The sequence below is a fragment of the Terrihabitans soli genome (assembly GCF_014191545.1).
GTDB classification, from domain to species: domain Bacteria; phylum Pseudomonadota; class Alphaproteobacteria; order Rhizobiales; family Methylopilaceae; genus Flaviflagellibacter; species Flaviflagellibacter soli.
Window position 1 is genome coordinate 576,461 of sequence record NZ_AP023361.1, and the last position, 14,696, is coordinate 591,156.

At 62.1% G+C, this 14,696-nt stretch carries 17 protein-coding genes and 1 other RNA gene; 12 read left to right on the top strand and 6 right to left on the bottom strand.

The genetic code is table 11. The features are described from left to right. Nucleotides 1-37: 37 nt before the first annotated feature. From IZ6_RS03015 to tkt, 5 genes are all read right to left on the bottom strand, one after another. Nucleotides 38-370, bottom strand: a complete 333-nt coding sequence (locus IZ6_RS03015) for a hypothetical protein (protein WP_222876539.1) — start codon at nucleotides 368-370, stop codon at nucleotides 38-40. Nucleotides 371-736: 366 nt separating this feature from the next. Further along, the gene (gene fba, locus IZ6_RS03020; RefSeq protein WP_222876540.1) at nucleotides 737-1,822 is read right to left on the bottom strand and encodes a class II fructose-bisphosphate aldolase; all 1,086 of its coding nucleotides are present in this window, start codon (nucleotides 1,820-1,822) and stop codon (nucleotides 737-739) included. A 35-nt stretch (nucleotides 1,823-1,857) separates the two neighbouring features. Continuing rightward, nucleotides 1,858-3,054, bottom strand: a complete 1,197-nt coding sequence (locus IZ6_RS03025; RefSeq protein WP_222876541.1) for a phosphoglycerate kinase — start codon at nucleotides 3,052-3,054, stop codon at nucleotides 1,858-1,860. A 110-nt stretch (nucleotides 3,055-3,164) separates the two neighbouring features. Next, nucleotides 3,165-4,175, bottom strand: a complete 1,011-nt coding sequence (gene gap, locus IZ6_RS03030; RefSeq protein ID WP_222876542.1) for a type I glyceraldehyde-3-phosphate dehydrogenase — start codon at nucleotides 4,173-4,175, stop codon at nucleotides 3,165-3,167. A gap of 21 nt (nucleotides 4,176-4,196) precedes the next feature. After that, nucleotides 4,197-6,194 (bottom strand): transketolase, encoded by a 1,998-nt coding sequence (tkt, locus tag IZ6_RS03035; protein WP_225873983.1) that lies wholly within the window; start codon nucleotides 6,192-6,194, stop codon nucleotides 4,197-4,199. A 299-nt stretch (nucleotides 6,195-6,493) separates the two neighbouring features. Here tkt and IZ6_RS03040 point away from each other — a divergent pair, with 299 nt between their 5' ends. The 3 genes from IZ6_RS03040 to ssrS all read left to right on the top strand — a co-directional run bounded on the left by IZ6_RS03040 (nucleotide 6,494) and on the right by ssrS (nucleotide 7,290). Continuing rightward, nucleotides 6,494-6,721, top strand: coding sequence for a DUF4164 family protein (locus IZ6_RS03040; protein ID WP_420825567.1), 228 nt, complete (start codon nucleotides 6,494-6,496; stop codon nucleotides 6,719-6,721). A gap of 5 nt (nucleotides 6,722-6,726) precedes the next feature. After that, nucleotides 6,727-7,116: a cell division protein ZapA gene (locus IZ6_RS03045; RefSeq protein WP_222876545.1), complete on the top strand. Its 390-nt coding sequence runs from the start codon at nucleotides 6,727-6,729 to the stop codon at nucleotides 7,114-7,116. Between the two features lie 17 nt (nucleotides 7,117-7,133). Next, a non-coding RNA gene (gene ssrS / locus IZ6_RS03050) (6S RNA) lies at nucleotides 7,134-7,290 on the top strand. Nucleotides 7,291-7,308: 18 nt separating this feature from the next. Here the strand turns inward: ssrS and IZ6_RS03055 are convergent. Further along, nucleotides 7,309-8,058, bottom strand: a complete 750-nt coding sequence (locus IZ6_RS03055) for a sulfite exporter TauE/SafE family protein (RefSeq protein ID WP_222876546.1) — start codon at nucleotides 8,056-8,058, stop codon at nucleotides 7,309-7,311. Nucleotides 8,059-8,158: 100 nt separating this feature from the next. Between IZ6_RS03055 and IZ6_RS03060 the strand changes: the two genes are divergently transcribed. The 9 genes from IZ6_RS03060 (at nucleotide 8,159) to IZ6_RS03100 (ending at nucleotide 14,694) form a co-directional block, all read left to right on the top strand. Further along, nucleotides 8,159-8,758, top strand: a complete 600-nt coding sequence (locus tag IZ6_RS03060) for a 5-formyltetrahydrofolate cyclo-ligase (protein WP_222876547.1) — start codon at nucleotides 8,159-8,161, stop codon at nucleotides 8,756-8,758. 7 nt (nucleotides 8,759-8,765) lie between these two features. After that, nucleotides 8,766-9,584, top strand: coding sequence for a TIGR00282 family metallophosphoesterase (locus IZ6_RS03065; protein WP_222876548.1), 819 nt, complete (start codon nucleotides 8,766-8,768; stop codon nucleotides 9,582-9,584). Nucleotides 9,585-9,673: 89 nt separating this feature from the next. After that, a complete protein-coding gene (locus IZ6_RS03070) occupies nucleotides 9,674-10,150 on the top strand; it encodes a nucleoside deaminase (protein ID WP_222876549.1) in 477 nt (158 codons plus the stop codon). A 62-nt stretch (nucleotides 10,151-10,212) separates the two neighbouring features. Next, complete coding sequence (locus tag IZ6_RS03075) at nucleotides 10,213-10,962, top strand: YebC/PmpR family DNA-binding transcriptional regulator (protein WP_222876550.1); 750 nt, start codon at nucleotides 10,213-10,215, stop codon at nucleotides 10,960-10,962. 320 nt (nucleotides 10,963-11,282) lie between these two features. Further along, the gene (gene ruvC / locus IZ6_RS03080; RefSeq protein WP_222876551.1) at nucleotides 11,283-11,795 is read left to right on the top strand and encodes a crossover junction endodeoxyribonuclease RuvC; all 513 of its coding nucleotides are present in this window, start codon (nucleotides 11,283-11,285) and stop codon (nucleotides 11,793-11,795) included. Further along, nucleotides 11,792-12,409, top strand: coding sequence for a Holliday junction branch migration protein RuvA (ruvA, locus tag IZ6_RS03085; protein WP_222876552.1), 618 nt, complete (start codon nucleotides 11,792-11,794; stop codon nucleotides 12,407-12,409). Before ruvC ends, ruvA begins: the two co-directional genes overlap by 4 nt. Then, entirely contained in the window at nucleotides 12,406-13,440 is a 1,035-nt protein-coding gene (gene ruvB, locus IZ6_RS03090; RefSeq protein ID WP_222876553.1) for a Holliday junction branch migration DNA helicase RuvB, read from the top strand. Before ruvA ends, ruvB begins: the two co-directional genes overlap by 4 nt. A gap of 2 nt (nucleotides 13,441-13,442) precedes the next feature. Then, nucleotides 13,443-13,829 (top strand): tol-pal system-associated acyl-CoA thioesterase, encoded by a 387-nt coding sequence (gene ybgC, locus IZ6_RS03095; protein ID WP_225873984.1) that lies wholly within the window; start codon nucleotides 13,443-13,445, stop codon nucleotides 13,827-13,829. An 82-nt stretch (nucleotides 13,830-13,911) separates the two neighbouring features. After that, on the top strand, nucleotides 13,912-14,694 hold the full coding sequence (locus IZ6_RS03100; protein ID WP_222876554.1) for an MOSC domain-containing protein: 783 nt from the start codon (nucleotides 13,912-13,914) through the stop codon (nucleotides 14,692-14,694). Nucleotides 14,695-14,696 lie beyond the last annotated feature (2 nt).

The window sequence follows — 14,696 nt, forward strand, 5'->3', positions numbered from 1 at the left end:
GGGCGCGGAGTGTTCAGGCTCCGCGCTCCTTCGGTTTTTACTCTTCGCAGATCAGAACGACCTGACCCTTGTGCTTTTCCTTCCAGCAGACGGTGTCGTCCTGGGCGGCGTCGGCGGCAGCAGCTGCCGCGGCGATGGCGCCGACACCCAGGATGATGCCGAAAGCCGGGTTGAAGCTGTGATCGTGATTGTGCGGGCCATTGCCCTTCGGCGGGTTCTTGAAATCGCCCGGGCCCTTCGGGCCGGGGAATTTCGGCTGCGGCTTGGCCTGAAGGTCCTTCGGACCCTGCGGGAAGGCCATCGCCGACGTATTGGCGGCGAGGACGCTGGACGCTGCGATCAGCGCAATGGCGATGCTGGTGAGTTTCATAACGGCGTTTCCCTGTCTTTGCCCTCGGTGAGGGAGAGGGAGGTCCGGCGATATGCCGGTTGCCTGCCCTGGTGCCTGTTGGTCGAGGCATGCGGGAAACGGGTTCGAACGGGTCGTGGATTATTTTCCTGAATGGATATTCAGGAACCGGAGGTGATTAGCGAGGAAACTTACTTCGGCCTTCGCGCGACCGTTCACCCCACAAAGAAGCTGATCAGCCACATGCCCGCCATCCAGAGGAAGACAGAGCTGAAGGCGAGGATGATGAGCCAGCGCAATCCTTCGATCATCGGGTTCTCTTAAATCGCAGGCCGCGATGATGTCAGAAGAAGACCGCGCGGCGAATGATCGAGATCAACGGCGGAGTTACTCCGCCGCCTTCGCCACGCCCGCGATCTTCGGATCGAGTTCGCCCTTGGCATAGCGGGCGGCCATGGTGGCGAGCGGGATCACCTTGATCTTCGAGGCGTTGCCGGCGGTGCCGAACTGTTCGAGACGCTGCGAGACGAGCTTCTGCATCGCCTCCGTCGCGGGCTTCAAGTATTTACGCGGATCGAATTCCGAGGGGTTCTCGGCAAAGACTTTGCGGATGGCGCCGGTGATGGCCATGCGGTTGTCGGTGTCGATGTTCACCTTGCGCACGCCGTGCTTGATGCCGCGCTGGATTTCTTCGACCGGCACGCCCCAGGTCGGCTTCATCTGGCCGCCATATTTGTTGATGATCTCCTGAAGATCCTCCGGCACCGAGGACGAGCCGTGCATCACGAGATGGACGGTCGGCAGGCGCTTGTGGATCTCTTCGATGACATTCATCGCGAGAATATCGCCGTCGGGCTTCCTCGAGAATTTATAGGCACCGTGCGAGGTGCCCATGGCGATGGCAAGCGCATCGACTTTCGTCTTCGCGACGAAGTCCACCGCCTGGTCCGGATCGGTCAGAAGCTGATCGTGCGAGACGGTGCCCTCAAGGCCGTGGCCGTCTTCCTGTTCGCCGCCGCCATGTTCGAGCGAGCCGAGCACCCCGAGTTCGCCCTCGACGGAGGCGCCGGCCCAATGCGCCATATCGGCGACGCGCTTGGTGATCCCGACATTGTAGTCGTAATCGGCCGCCGTCTTGCCGTCGGCCTTCAGCGAGCCGTCCATCATCACCGAGGTGAAGCCGTACTGGATCGCCGTGGCGCAGGTCGCTTCGTTATTGCCGTGGTCGAGATGCATGCAGATCGGAATGTGCGGATAGATCTCGACGAGGGCGTCGATCATCTTCGCCAGCATGATGTCGTTGGCGTATTGGCGAGCGCCGCGCGAGGCCTGGATGATGACAGGCGCATCCAGCTTGTCGGCCGCGGCACCGATGGCCAGCGCCTGTTCCATATTATTGATGTTGAAGGCCGGAACGCCGTAGCCGTGCTCGGCAGCGTGATCGAGAAGCTGTCGCAGGGTAATACGGGCCATAATCGTCTCCGGACCTGATGTTTGCTGTCGCTATTCTAGCGCGCCGCCTTGAGGGCTTCCACGCCCGGCAGCGGCTTGCCTTCCAGCCATTCAAGAAACGCGCCGCCGGCGGTTGAAATATAGCTGAACTCGTCCGCCGCGTGAGCGTGATTGAGCGCCGCGACCGTATCGCCGCCGCCCGCGACCGACAAAAGCTTGCCGGATTTGGTCAAAGCCGCCGCCTTTTGGGCGACCGCGACCGTCGCCGCATCGAAGGGTTCCAGCTCAAACGCGCCGAACGGGCCGTTCCAGACCAGGGTCTTGGAGACCTCCAGCAGTTTCGAGACCTCTATGACGCTTTGCGGGCCGGCATCGAGGATCATCTCGTCCGGGCCCACCATATCGGCGGGCACGGTGCGGTGCGCGGCATTGGCCTTGAACTCTTTGGCGACGACCGCGTCCGTCGGCAGGACGATCTTGCAGCCGGCGAGCTTGGCCTTTTCCTGGATCTCTTTGGCGGTCTCGAGATGATCGCGCTCGCACAGGGATTTGCCGACCGCATAGCCGTTGGCGGCAAGGAAGGTGTTGGCCATGCCGCCGCCAATGATCAGCGTGTCGACCTTGCCGACGAGATTGCCGAGAAGTTCGATCTTGGTCGAAACTTTTGCGCCGCCGACCACGGCCGCGACCGGGCGTTCGGGATGGGAGAGGGCGGCGCCAAGCGCTTCCAGCTCCTGCTGCATGCTGCGCCCGGCATAAGAGGGGAGAATTTTCGCAAGGCCGACGACCGAGGCCGCGGCGCGGTGCGCGACCGAGAAGGCGTCGTTGACGAAGATGTCGCCGAGCTTTGCGAGTTCTTTCGTGAATTCCGGATCGTCTTTCTCTTCACCCGCATGAAAGCGGAGATTTTCGAGAAGCAGCACATCGCCGTCTTTCAGCGCGGCGACGGCCTTTTCGGCCACCTCGCCGATGCAATCATCGGCAAACGCGACCGGCTTGCCGAGCGCCGATGAGACGGCGGAGACGATCTGCTTCAGGCTCTGTGTTTCGTCGCGCTTGCCTTTGGGGCGGCCGAAATGGGCGATGAGGATCGCCTTGCCGCCGGCTTTCGTAATGTCGTTGATCGTCGGCAGGGCGGCTTGAATGCGGGTGTCGTCGGTGACCTTTCCGTCTTCCATCGGAAGATTGAAATCGACGCGGACGAGAACGCGCTTTCCGGAAAGGTCCGCCTCGTCGAGCGTTTTGAACGTCACTACTTATCCCTCATTTCAGGCCCGGCGGTTCATGAACCAATAGAGCCCCGCGCTCAGCAATATGCCGAGCGCGAAGCTCATATACTGGCCCCAGTTGCCCATCGGCCGGCTTAGAGCAGCTTGCCCATCGCAACAGCCGTATCGGCCATGCGGTTGGAGAAGCCCCATTCATTGTCGTACCAGGAGAGCACGCGGACGAGATTGCCCTCGATCACCTTGGTCTGGTCGAGCGCAAAGCTCGACGATGCCGGATCGTGATTGAAGTCGGTCGAGACGAGCGGCTCGTCGACAACGGCGAGAATGCCCTTCAGCTGCTGCTTGGACGCGGCGACGATGGCGGCGTTCACGGCTTCAACCGTGGTCGGGTTCTTCGGCACGAATTTGAAATCCACCACCGAGACGTTCGGTGTCGGTACGCGGATCGAAGTGCCGTCGAGCTTGCCCTTGAGCTCGGGGATGACGAGGCCGATGGCCTTCGCGGCACCGGTCGAGGTCGGGATCATCGACAGGGCCGCCGCGCGGGCGCGGTAGAGATCCTTGTGCATCGTGTCGAGCGTCGGCTGATCGCCCGTATAGGAATGGATCGTCGTCATGAAACCCTTTTCGATGCCGATGGCATCGTTGAGGACTTTGGCGACCGGGCCGAGGCAGTTCGTCGTGCACGAGGCGTTCGAGACGACGATGTGATCCTTGGTCAGCTGATCGTGGTTGACGCCGTAGACGATGGTGATGTCGGCGCCGTCGGCAGGCGCGGAGACGAGGACGCGCTTGGCACCGGCGGTGATGTGCGCGAGCGCCTTGTCCTTCGCCGTGAAGATGCCGGTGCATTCGAGCGCGATGTCGACGCCGAGATCCTTGTGCGGCAGTTCGGCCGGGTTCTTGATCGCGGTGACGCGGATCTTGCCGTGGCCTTCGACGTCGATGAACTCGCCGTCGACCGTCACTTTGGCCGGGAACTTGCCGTGCACCGAGTCATGGCGCAGGAGATGGGCGTTGGTTTCGACCGGGCCGAGATCGTTGATGGCAACGACCTGGATGTCCTTGCGGCCGGATTCGACGATGCCTCTGAGGACCAGGCGCCCGATGCGCCCGAAACCGTTGATCGCTACCCGCACCGTCATGTCCTTACCTCCTTGTGGGCTTTACCGCCCAAGTCTCGATTTCGCCGCCTGGACGATGGCATCGGTTGTGATGCCGAAATGCTCGTACACTTCCTTGGCAGGGCCGGACGCGCCAAAGCCCTTCATGCCGATGAATGTACCGTGCCGGCCGATAATTTCATCCCAGCTCTGGCGTATGGCTGCCTCTACGCCGATGCGCACCTTGGCCGTGCCGATGACCTCCTGGCGGTAGTCTTCCGACTGCTCGTCGAAGAGGTCCATGCAGGGCACGGAGACGACGCGGGTCGGGATGCCGGCCTTGTCGAGCACGGCTTTCGCCTCGACGGCGAGCGAGACTTCCGAACCCGAGGCGAAGATCGAGACCTCGGCTTTGCCGTCGGCCGGGCGCAGCTCATAGGCGCCGCGGGCAACAAGGTTCTTGCCGGTGTCTTCGAGGCGCACTTGCGGCAGGTTCTGGCGGGTGAGGGCCAGAACGCTCGGGCGGTCATTGTGCTTGATCGCAAGTTCCCAGCTTTCCGCGGTCTCGATCGTGTCCGCCGGACGGAAGACCATGAGATGCGGAATGGCGCGGAGCGCTGCGAGATGCTCGACCGGCTGATGGGTCGGGCCGTCTTCGCCGACGCCGATCGAGTCATGCGTAAAGACGAAGATCGAGCGGATGCCCATCAAGGATGCAAGGCGCACCGAGGGGCGGCAGTAATCGGAGAACACAAGGAAGGTGCCGCCGACCGGGATGACGCCGCCATGCAGCGCCATGCCGTTCATGGCCGAGGCCATGCCGTGCTCGCGAATGCCCCAATGGACATAGCGGCCTTTGTAATTACCGGGCGAGATCTCGTTGAAGGCTTTGACCTTCGTATTGTTCGACGGCGTCAAGTCCGCCGAACCCGAAATGAGTTCCGGCACGACATCGGCAATCGCGTCGAGCACGAGTTCGGAGCTCTTGCGCGTCGCAACTTCCTGCGGCGCATCGAACAGACGCGTCTTCAGCTTCTGGATGGCGTTGGCAAATTCCGGCGGCGGGCCGCTATGGACGCGGCGGTCGAATTCCGAACGCTTCTGCTGATCGAGCGCTTTCAGGCGCTTTTCCCATTCGGTGTGGGCGTGGCGCGAGCGAAGGCCGGCCATGCGCCAGGCATCGACGATATCGGTCGGCACCTCGAACGCCGGAAGATCCCAGTTCAGCGCTTTGCGCGTCGCGGCGATTTCCTCGGCGCCGAGGGGCGAGCCGTGCGCCGAAGACTTTCCGGCTTTGTTGGGCGAGCCGAAACCGATCGTCGTCTTGCAGGCGATGAGGCTGGGCTTGTCGCTCTTCTGCGCGTCTTCGATGGCTTTGGCGATGGCTTCCGGATCGTGGCCGTCAATACGAACCGCGTTCCAGTTCGCCGATTTGAAGCGCGCGACCTGGTCGACCGAGTCGGACAGCGAGGTCGCGCCGTCGATCGAGATGCCGTTATCGTCATACAGAAGGATGAGCTTGCTGAGCTTCAGATGCCCGGCAATCGCGATGCTCTCCTGGCTGATGCCCTCCATGAGGTCGCCGTCCGAGCATAGGACATAAGTATGATGGTCGACGATGTCGGAGCCGAATTCGCCGGCAAGGATGCGTTCGGCGAGCGCCATGCCGACGCCATTGCCGATGCCCTGGCCGAGCGGGCCGGTCGTCGTCTCGATGCCGAGCGTCATGAAGTTTTCCGGGTGGCCCGGGGTCTTCGAATTGAGCTGGCGGAACGCCTTGATGTCGTCGAGCGAGACGCTCTCATAGCCCGTCAGATGGAGCAGAGCATAAATGAGCATCGAGCCGTGGCCGGCCGACAGGACGAAACGGTCCCGATCGGGCCAATGCGGGTCGACTGGATCGAATTTGAGATATCGCGTGAAGAGTACGGTTGCGATGTCGGCGGCGCCCATAGGCAGGCCGGGATGGCCGGATTTGGCCTTCTCGACCGCATCCATGGCGAGGACGCGAATGGCGTTCGCCATACGGTCGTGTTTTTCACGAGAGATTTGTGTCGGCATGTCGCGCGGGCCGCGAGGAGCCCGGGATTGGGCCCGTGCGCGGGGTGGGACACTTAGCATCCCCACAGGCTTAGTCAACGCAGCTTAATTCACACATCAGGCACGGCCTCAAGGCAGTTGAAGGCGCGGGGAATTGATTGACGGGGGTTTCGGCGGGCATCAATAATTCAAACCGGGCTGGGCATTTGCCAATTCAACGGCGTTGAACCTTGAACCCCCACGCGCGGCGGGCTGCCGGGGAGTTATTGCGTATGAGAGAATCCGCTCTCGGTCGTGCGCTTCACAGGCTGGAATCAGCCGTGGGAGTGCTTGAAGCGGCTTCGGCACGCGTTCTGGATCAGCGGCGGACCGGAGCCGACCGCGAAGCCGAAATTGCGCTCTTGTCGGACGATCGCTCGCGGCTTGCCGAAGAGCTCGATCATTCCAATGCGCGCACGGCGCGTCTTGAGTCGGTGAACCGCGATGTGGCGCGGCGGCTCGATAGCGCGATCAGCAATATTCGTGATGTTCTCCAGCGTAACGAGTAGCGGTCATGGCGGAAGTCACAGTCACCATTGCCGGACGCAATTACCGCATGGCCTGCGATGACGGGCAGGAATCGCATCTGCAGCGGCTCGGAGATCTCGTCGACCAGAAGATCAACGATATGCGTGCGAGTTTCGGCGAGATCGGCGATATGCGCCTCACCGTCATGGCGGCGATTGTTATCGCCGACGAACTCGCAGAGAGCCGCAGCCGGCTTTCGGGCGTTGAGGAAAAACTCTCGCGCCTGCAAAGCGGCGACAAGGAATTGATCGCCGCTTCCGAACATGAGACGGCAGAAGCCGTCGAACTCATCGAGCATCTGGCGGAGCGGCTCGAAATCCTCGGCGCTGACCTCCGAAGCCGCCTTCGGACCCAAGCTGGCGTAAACGGCGCCTGACACCTATATTACTGGGGCGGGCGCTGCCGGGTTTGTTAGGAAACTGTATTCCCGGGGCCTTATCGATCTCAACGGGAGCTGTCCCTGTCCTTGCCCCTGGGCTTGGGCATATGGCGCCCACCTACTTAGGTAGGTTCCCGGGATCGAAAAATCCGACGGCTTGGTGGCTCCGCACTTATTCTTCCGCTCGTGTCAGAGCCAGATCAGCTCAATGCCGCTGTGCATGAGCTTGAGCCCGACCAGCACCATCAGCCCGTAGATGATCTTGTAGAAGCGGTCATTGCTTGTGCGCCGCACGAGCCATACGCCCGCCCAGGTCGAGACGACGGCAAGCGGGATCAGAACCGCCGTCGTCAGCATATTTTGCTCCGTGAACTGGCCGAGCGCCCAGAAGCCCGGCAGCTTGATCCAGTTGACGATGGCGAAGAATGCAATCGATGTACCTACAAATATATCGCGCGCCAGGCGCTGCGGCAGAACGTAAAGCTGGAAGGGCGGCGCGCCGGCATTGGCGATCATGGATGTAAAGCCCGCAGCAACGCCCCAGAAGAGGCCGGCGGGAATGCCCGCCTTTTTCGGCGTGAGGTTTGCGGCAAACAGCGAGCGCAGGCCGAAGACCACCGAGATGAAGCCGAGCGCCAGATAAAACGGCCCGTCCGAGACTTTCGCGGCGAGAAGATAACCGATGATGATGCCGATGATCGCGCCGGGCATCAGGATGAGAATGTTGCGCGTGTCCCACTTCTTCCAGTAGGCCGCGATGCTGATCGCGTCCTGCACCATCAGGATCGGCAAAGTGATCGCCGCGCCCTGCACCGGCGAGACGACCAGCGCCAGCATGGGCACGCCCAGCATGCCGATGCCCGCAAACCCGCCTTTGGCGAGACCCATCAGAATGACGGCGGGAATGGCGGCGAGGTAAAAATGCGGGTCGGAAATCATGCCGGCGGGCGGTGGGCGCGATCGATAGGGGTGGAAGGCGGGTATGAGTGTCTTACACCGCCGACTCGACCTTGTGGAACAGGACGGCTAGAGCCGGGATATGACGGATAACAGGCCGGCCGAAAAAGCAGCGGTCAGGGCGGTGAAGATCGCCTTGCGCAGCGCTCTGCCCGATGCCGAGGCGGCCGCCGCCGCCACGGCCGCCGCCGCGCACGCCATCCAGCTTCTGGGCGATGTGAAGGGCAAAACCGTCTCGCTCTATATGCCGATAAAGGGCGAGCTCGATCCGGCGCCTCTGGCGGTCAAGCTGCGTACCGCAGGGGCCATCGCCGCCCTGCCGCGTGTGACGGCGGGGGATGAGCCCATGGCCTTCCGGGCCTGGCTGGCCGGGGACCCGCTGGACAAGGGTTTTGGCGGCATCCGGGAGCCCGCCGCGAGCGCCCCGGAAGTCGTACCCGATATCGTCCTTGTGCCGCTGGCTGCCTTCGACCGGAGGGGTTTTCGCATCGGCTACGGCAAGGGCCATTTCGACCGCACCCTCGGCCCGCTGGCCCGAGGCCAGCGGCCTTTCCTTTTAGGGTATGCCTATGCCCTTCAGGAGGTTGAGGAAGTTCCCCGCGAACTGCACGATGTGCCGCTCGATGCCGTGGTAACCGAGACCGAGATCATTCATTGCAATCCGGCCCGGGACGGGGTTTGAACGCTCTATGCGTATTCTCTTTCTCGGCGATCTCGTCGGCCGCGCCGGCCGTCAGGTGGCCATCGACCAGATTCCCCGCCTCAGGACGAAATGGAAAATCGACCTTCTCGTCGTCAACGGCGAGAACGCGGCGGGCGGATTCGGCATCAACGAAGACATCTATGAAAGCCTGATCGAAGTCGGTGCGGACGCGGTGACGCTCGGCAATCACGCTTTCGATCAGCGCGAGACGCTGGTCTTCATCGAACGCGCCGAGCGCCTTGTGCGCCCCGCCAATTATCCGCCGGGCACGCCCGGCCGCGGCTCGGTGCTGGTCGAATTGCATGACGGACGCCATGCGCTGGTGATGAACCTTATGGGCCGCACCTATATGGACGCGATGGACGATCCGTTTGCGCTCGCCGAGCGCGAGCTGGCTGCCTGTCCGCTGCGTCACCGGGCCGATGCGATCCTTATCGATTTCCACGGCGAGGCGACGAGCGAAAAGCAGGCCTTCGGCCATTTCGTCGATGGCAGAGCAAGCGTCGTCGTCGGAACGCACACCCATGTGCCGACCGCCGATCAGCAGATTTTCGCCGGCGGCACCGCCTATATTTCCGATGCCGGCATGTGCGGCGATTACGACAGCATTCTCGGTATGGACAAGGAAGAGCCGATCCGCCGGTTTACCAGGAAGATCCCGTCCGGCCGGTTTGAGCCGGCAACGGGAGAGGCCACGTTGTGCGGCCTGGCCGTCGAGACCGATGATGCCACCGGACTTGCGATGCGCATCTCGCGCGTCTGCATCGGCCCGCGCCTCGAGTCATGCCTGCCGAAGTTTTGGTAGAAGTAACGCCAGCTGAACCAGGCTGTTGCCTGGGTTCAGTTTTTTAATTTTGCCAAGTCGGAAACATCCGACTTGGAAAGGCTAACGCGATGAATGAGAACGATCTTCGTTTTCTGCGCCGCTGTGTACAACTCGCCGAGGAAGCACTCCTTGCGGGCGATGAACCCTTCGGCTCGGTGCTGGTCGACGCGCAGGGAAATGTCCGCGCCGAAGACCGCAATCGCATTGCCGGCGGGGACAAGACGCGCCATCCCGAATTCGAACTCGCGCGCTGGGCGGCAAATCATATGACGCCGCAAGAGCGGGCGGGCGCCAGCGTCTATACATCCGGCGAGCATTGCCCGATGTGCGCCGCCGCCCATGCCTGGGTCGGGCTGAAGCGCATCGTCTATGCCTCATCCTCCAAGCAGCTTGCGGGATGGCTGACGGAGCTTGGCGTGCCGCCGCCGCCGGTGAAGACGCTGTCCGTTCAGGAGGTGGCGCCGGGCGTCGTTGTCGAAGGGCCGGCGCCTGAGCTTGAGGGCGAAATCCGCGCCCTCCATGTCAGGCTCCACCGCAAAAACTGACAGGCTTGGCGAGCCCCCATGCGGGCCCCTATAAACCGCCCAAGAATTTCAGAGGACGCCTCATGGCCGGACATTCGCAATTCAAGAACATCATGCACCGCAAGGGGCGGCAGGACGCGCAGAAGTCCAAGCTGTTCTCCAAGCTGGCGAAGGAAATCACGGTCGCGGCCAAAATGGGCATGCCGGACCCCAATATGAACCCGCGCCTGCGCCTTGCCGTGAACGAGGCCAAGGCCAATTCCATGCCCAAGGACAATATCGAGCGCGCCATCAAGAAGGCGCTCGGCGGCGAGGGCGAGAACTATGAAGAGGTCCGCTATGAGGGCTATGGCCCGGGTGGCGTCGCCGTCATCGTCGAGACGCTGACCGACAACCGCAACCGCACCGGCGGAGCGATTCGTTCCTATTTCACCAAATCCGGCGGGGCCCTCGGCGAAACCGGCTCGGTCGGCTTCATGTTCAACCATGTCGGCGAGATCATCTATCCCGCCAAAGCCGGCTCCGAAGACAAAGTGCTGGAAGCCGCCATCGAGGCAGGGGCGGACGATGTCGCCTCCGATGCCGAGCGGCACACCGTCACCTGCGCGTTCGAAAATCTCAATGAAGTGTCGAAAGCTCTAGAGGCCGTTTTGGGCGAAGCAGAAAGTGCGAAGGCCGTATGGCGTCCCACAACCATGACGGCTCTAGATGAAGAGCGCGCGCAGAGCATGCTGAAACTCATAGATACTCTTGAAGATGACGACGATGTGCAAAACGTATACTCGAACTTTGAAGTATCCGAAGAGACCTTGGCGAAGTTGACCGCCGCTTGATCAAAAGTGCTCATGTAAATACTAAATAATACTCCTCCGTAGGTAAAATTACGTATTATACAAAAGTGGCAAACAAGCCTATTTTAAGGCTCCGTTAGATGTTTAAGTGGATGAGTAGTGCCGTAATACTTCCCATCAACAGATGGAGTGTTTGCGTTCTCCGTCCATCCCCAGTCCCCCCAAGCGGCGGAGATCGTCAAAAAGGCCGGGCCGAAAGGTCCGGCCTTATTCTTTGCGCGTGTGTTTTGGCTGGAGCTTTTCCCGCTCGGCTTCCTTTCGCTTACTGGACGTAAATCCCCGATCGGGTATTCGTTCACGGTATGGTCTCATCTCCGATTCGCATTCTCGGGCTCGATCCCGGCCTCCGCCGCACCGGCTGGGGCGTCATCGACTGTTCGGGCAACCGCCTGACCTATGTCGCCTGCGGGCAGGTCTGTCCCGACGAGACCTTGTCGCTCGGAGAGCGGCTGGCAAAGCTGCATGAAGGGCTGACGGAAATCCTCAAGGCCTATGCGCCCGATGAGGCGGCGGTGGAGGAGACCTTCGTCAATCAGAACCCGCTTTCGACGCTGAAACTCGGTCAGGCGCGCGGAATCGCCATGCTGGCGCCGGCGCAGGCCGGCATTATGGTCGCCGAGTACAAGCCGAACCTCGTGAAGAAGACGGTGGTCGGCACCGGCCATGCGGGCAAGGAGCAGATCGGCATGATGATCGGGGTGCTGCTGCCGAAAGCCGGGACCATCGGCGCGGACGCCGCCGATGCTCTGGCGGTTGCGATCACGCATGCGCATCATCGGGTGAGCGCGGCCCTCAAAAAAGCGGTGATGGCATGATCGGCAAGCTGAAAGGCATTGTGGATTCGCGCGGCGACGATTTCGTCATCCTCGACGTGAACGGCGTCGGTTACATCGTCTCCTGTTCCTCGCGCACGCTCGCATCGCTGCCGGGCACGGGCGAAGCCGTAAGCCTTTCCATCGAAACCTATGTGCGCGAAGACCAGATTCGCCTGTTCGGCTTCGCGAGCGATGCCGAGCGCGACTGGTTTCGCCTTCTGCAGACCGTGCAGGGCGTCGGCGCCAAAGTTGCACTGTCCATACTCGGCGTCCTGAAGCCGTCCGATCTTGCCAATGCGATTGCGCTGCAGGACAAGGCGTCCGTCGCGCGCGCGCCGGGCGTCGGCCCGAAAGTTGCCGCGCGCGTCGTCGCCGAACTGAAAGACAAGGCACCGGCCTTTTCCAGCGTCGACAGCAATGTCATCCGCCTGCAGGACGAGCTTTTGGATCGCCGTGCGCCGCAGCCTGCGGCCGATGCGGTGTCTGCGCTCGTCAATCTCGGCTATCCGCAAATTCAGGCCAGCGCCGCGGTGTCGAGCGCCATGCGCAAAGCTGGTGAAGGTGCCTCCGCTGAGATGCTCATTCGCGCCGGATTGCGGGAGTTGGCCTCTTGAGCACCCGCCCGCTCGTCTCTCCGGAAAAGCGTGAGGAGGACGGCGATAATTCGCTCCGGCCGCAGAAACTCGCCGATTTCATCGGCCAGGAGCAGGCGCGTGCTAATCTCTCGGTTTTCATCGAAGCCGCAAAGGCGCGCGGCGAAGCGCTCGATCATGTTCTGTTTGCGGGCCCGCCCGGCCTCGGCAAGACAACGCTTGCGCAGATCATGGCGCGCGAACTTGGCGTCAACTTCCGCGCGACCTCCGGCCCCGTCATCGCCAAAGCCGGCGATCTTGCGGCGCTCCTGACCAATCTCGAAGAACGCGACGTCCTGTTCATCGACGAAATCCATCGGCTCAATCCGGCAGTCGAGGAAGTGCTCTATCCGGCGATGGAGGATTTCCAGCTCGATCTCATCATCGGTGAGGGGCCTGCGGCGCGTTCCGTCAGGATCGACCTTGCGAAGTTCACACTGATCGGCGCGACGACACGTGCGGGCCTTTTGACGACGCCGCTGCGCGACCGTTTCGGCATTCCGGTGCGGCTGAATTTCTACACCGTCGAAGAGCTCGATTATATCGTGACGCGTGGGGCGCGTGTGCTCGGCATGGGCATGAGCCCGGACGGCGCGCGCGAGATCGCTCGCCGTGCGCGCGGCACGCCGCGCATTGCGGGTCGCTTGTTACGCCGTGTGCGCGATTTCGCATCGGTTGACGGCGCGGAAACGGTGACGCGCGCCATCGCCGACAAGGCGCTGCGTCAGCTTGAAGTCGATGACGCTGGTTTGGATGCGCTCGACCGGCGCTATCTGAACTGCATCGCGCTGAACTATGGCGGCGGGCCGGTCGGCGTCGATACGGTTGCAGCGGCTCTGTCCGAACCGCGCGATGCGATCGAGGACATTATCGAGCCCTTTCTTTTGCAGCAGGGCTTTATTCAGCGCACGCCGCGCGGCCGTATGCTCACCGCGCAGGCGTTCAAGCATCTTGGCCTCAGCGTGCCGGCCTCCACCGCGACCATGCCGTTGTTCGATCAGGACGGGGACTGAGCGTGTCGACCCTCGCCGTCCGAGTTTACTGGGAAGACACCGATGCGGGCGGCGTCGTCTACCATGCGAGTTATCTGCGCTTCATGGAGCGCGGCCGGACCGAATTCCTGCGCGAGTGCGGCGTGCATCAGGCCGCCTTGCAGGATGAAACAGGGCTGACCTTTGTCGTCGCCGATATGAATATCCGCTTCCGCCAGCCGGCTAGGCTCGACGACGTGCTTGTCGTCGAGACGGTGGTGGAAGAATCCGGCGGCGCCTCGCTGTCGCTGCGCCAGACGGTGCTGCGCGGCCAGGATGTCATTGTCGAAGCCGATGTCACCTGCGCGGTGATTTCGCGCGACGGCAAACCGATGCGAATTCCGGCTGACGTAAAAGCAAAGCTCGCCTGAACAGCGAAACACGTTCTCCAATACGTCAAATGCCCGATGGCGTGCCTCTCCGCGAGGCCGATGATGCGCCCGCTGGTGGGCGATGGCGAAAATTACCGATCTGTTCCGTTACCCGGTGAAAGGCCTCTCGCCCGAACCGATGAACTCCCTGACGTTGACCCGCGATAACGGCATTCCGTTCGATCGCGAATATGCGCTGGCTTTAGGAACAACGGAGTTCGACCCCGATCATCCCGAGCCGCTCGACAAGGGCTTCTTCCTGATGCTGCGCAACAATGAGGCGCTGGCGGCTCTTCGCACCAAATACGATCCGGCGAGAGATCGCCTGTCGGTCGCCCTCAACGGCCACGCCGTGCTGAGCGCCGAACTCGGCACGGATGAGGGCCGCGATGCCGTCGAGCGTTTTTTCGAGCGCTATATGGGTGAGGAGGCAAAGGGCCGGCCGAAACTCGTGCGCAGTGCTGGACACAAATTCACCGATGCCAGCGTCGTCTCGCCGGTCTTCATGCGCTCAGTATCGATCGTCAATCTCGCGTCCATACATGCGCTCGAAGCTGCCGTCGGCGAACCGCTGCACAGGCTGCGCTTCCGCGGTAATATCTACATTGAGGGGCTGGAGCCCTGGGAGGAGCTGGAATGGGTCGATCGCGAGATCAGGATCGGCCATGTGAAGCTGAAGGGCCTGGCGCGCACACCGCGCTGCGGCGCGGTCAACGTCAATCCGGACACCGCCGAGCGCGACGCCAATCTGCCGAAAGCGATCATGAAAAATTTCGGCCACACCGATCTCGGCGTGTTCATGGAAGTGCTGAACGACGGCGAGGTGCGCGTCGGCGACGATGTCCTGACGCCCTATCTGTTCTGAGG

What these genes read in the sequence shown, in the direction of transcription:
- IZ6_RS03015 (WP_222876539.1), bottom strand. Translation starts at nt 370, where the DNA reads ATGAAACTCACCAGCATCGCCATTGCGCTGATCGCAGCGTCCAGCGTC.
- fba (WP_222876540.1), bottom strand. Translation starts at nt 1,822, where the DNA reads ATGGCCCGTATTACCCTGCGACAGCTTCTCGATCACGCTGCCGAGCAC.
- gap (WP_222876542.1), bottom strand. Translation starts at nt 4,175, where the DNA reads ATGACGGTGCGGGTAGCGATCAACGGTTTCGGGCGCATCGGGCGCCTG.
- tkt (WP_225873983.1), bottom strand. Translation starts at nt 6,194, where the DNA reads ATGCCGACACAAATCTCTCGTGAAAAACACGACCGTATGGCGAACGCC.
- IZ6_RS03045 (WP_222876545.1), top strand. Translation starts at nt 6,727, where the DNA reads ATGGCGGAAGTCACAGTCACCATTGCCGGACGCAATTACCGCATGGCC.
- IZ6_RS03055 (WP_222876546.1), bottom strand. Translation starts at nt 8,058, where the DNA reads ATGATTTCCGACCCGCATTTTTACCTCGCCGCCATTCCCGCCGTCATT.
- IZ6_RS03060 (WP_222876547.1), top strand. Translation starts at nt 8,159, where the DNA reads ATGACGGATAACAGGCCGGCCGAAAAAGCAGCGGTCAGGGCGGTGAAG.
- IZ6_RS03065 (WP_222876548.1), top strand. Translation starts at nt 8,766, where the DNA reads ATGCGTATTCTCTTTCTCGGCGATCTCGTCGGCCGCGCCGGCCGTCAG.
- IZ6_RS03070 (WP_222876549.1), top strand. Translation starts at nt 9,674, where the DNA reads ATGAATGAGAACGATCTTCGTTTTCTGCGCCGCTGTGTACAACTCGCC.
- IZ6_RS03075 (WP_222876550.1), top strand. Translation starts at nt 10,213, where the DNA reads ATGGCCGGACATTCGCAATTCAAGAACATCATGCACCGCAAGGGGCGG.
- ruvC (WP_222876551.1), top strand. Translation starts at nt 11,283, where the DNA reads ATGGTCTCATCTCCGATTCGCATTCTCGGGCTCGATCCCGGCCTCCGC.
- ruvA (WP_222876552.1), top strand. Translation starts at nt 11,792, where the DNA reads ATGATCGGCAAGCTGAAAGGCATTGTGGATTCGCGCGGCGACGATTTC.
- IZ6_RS03100 (WP_222876554.1), top strand. Translation starts at nt 13,912, where the DNA reads ATGGCGAAAATTACCGATCTGTTCCGTTACCCGGTGAAAGGCCTCTCG.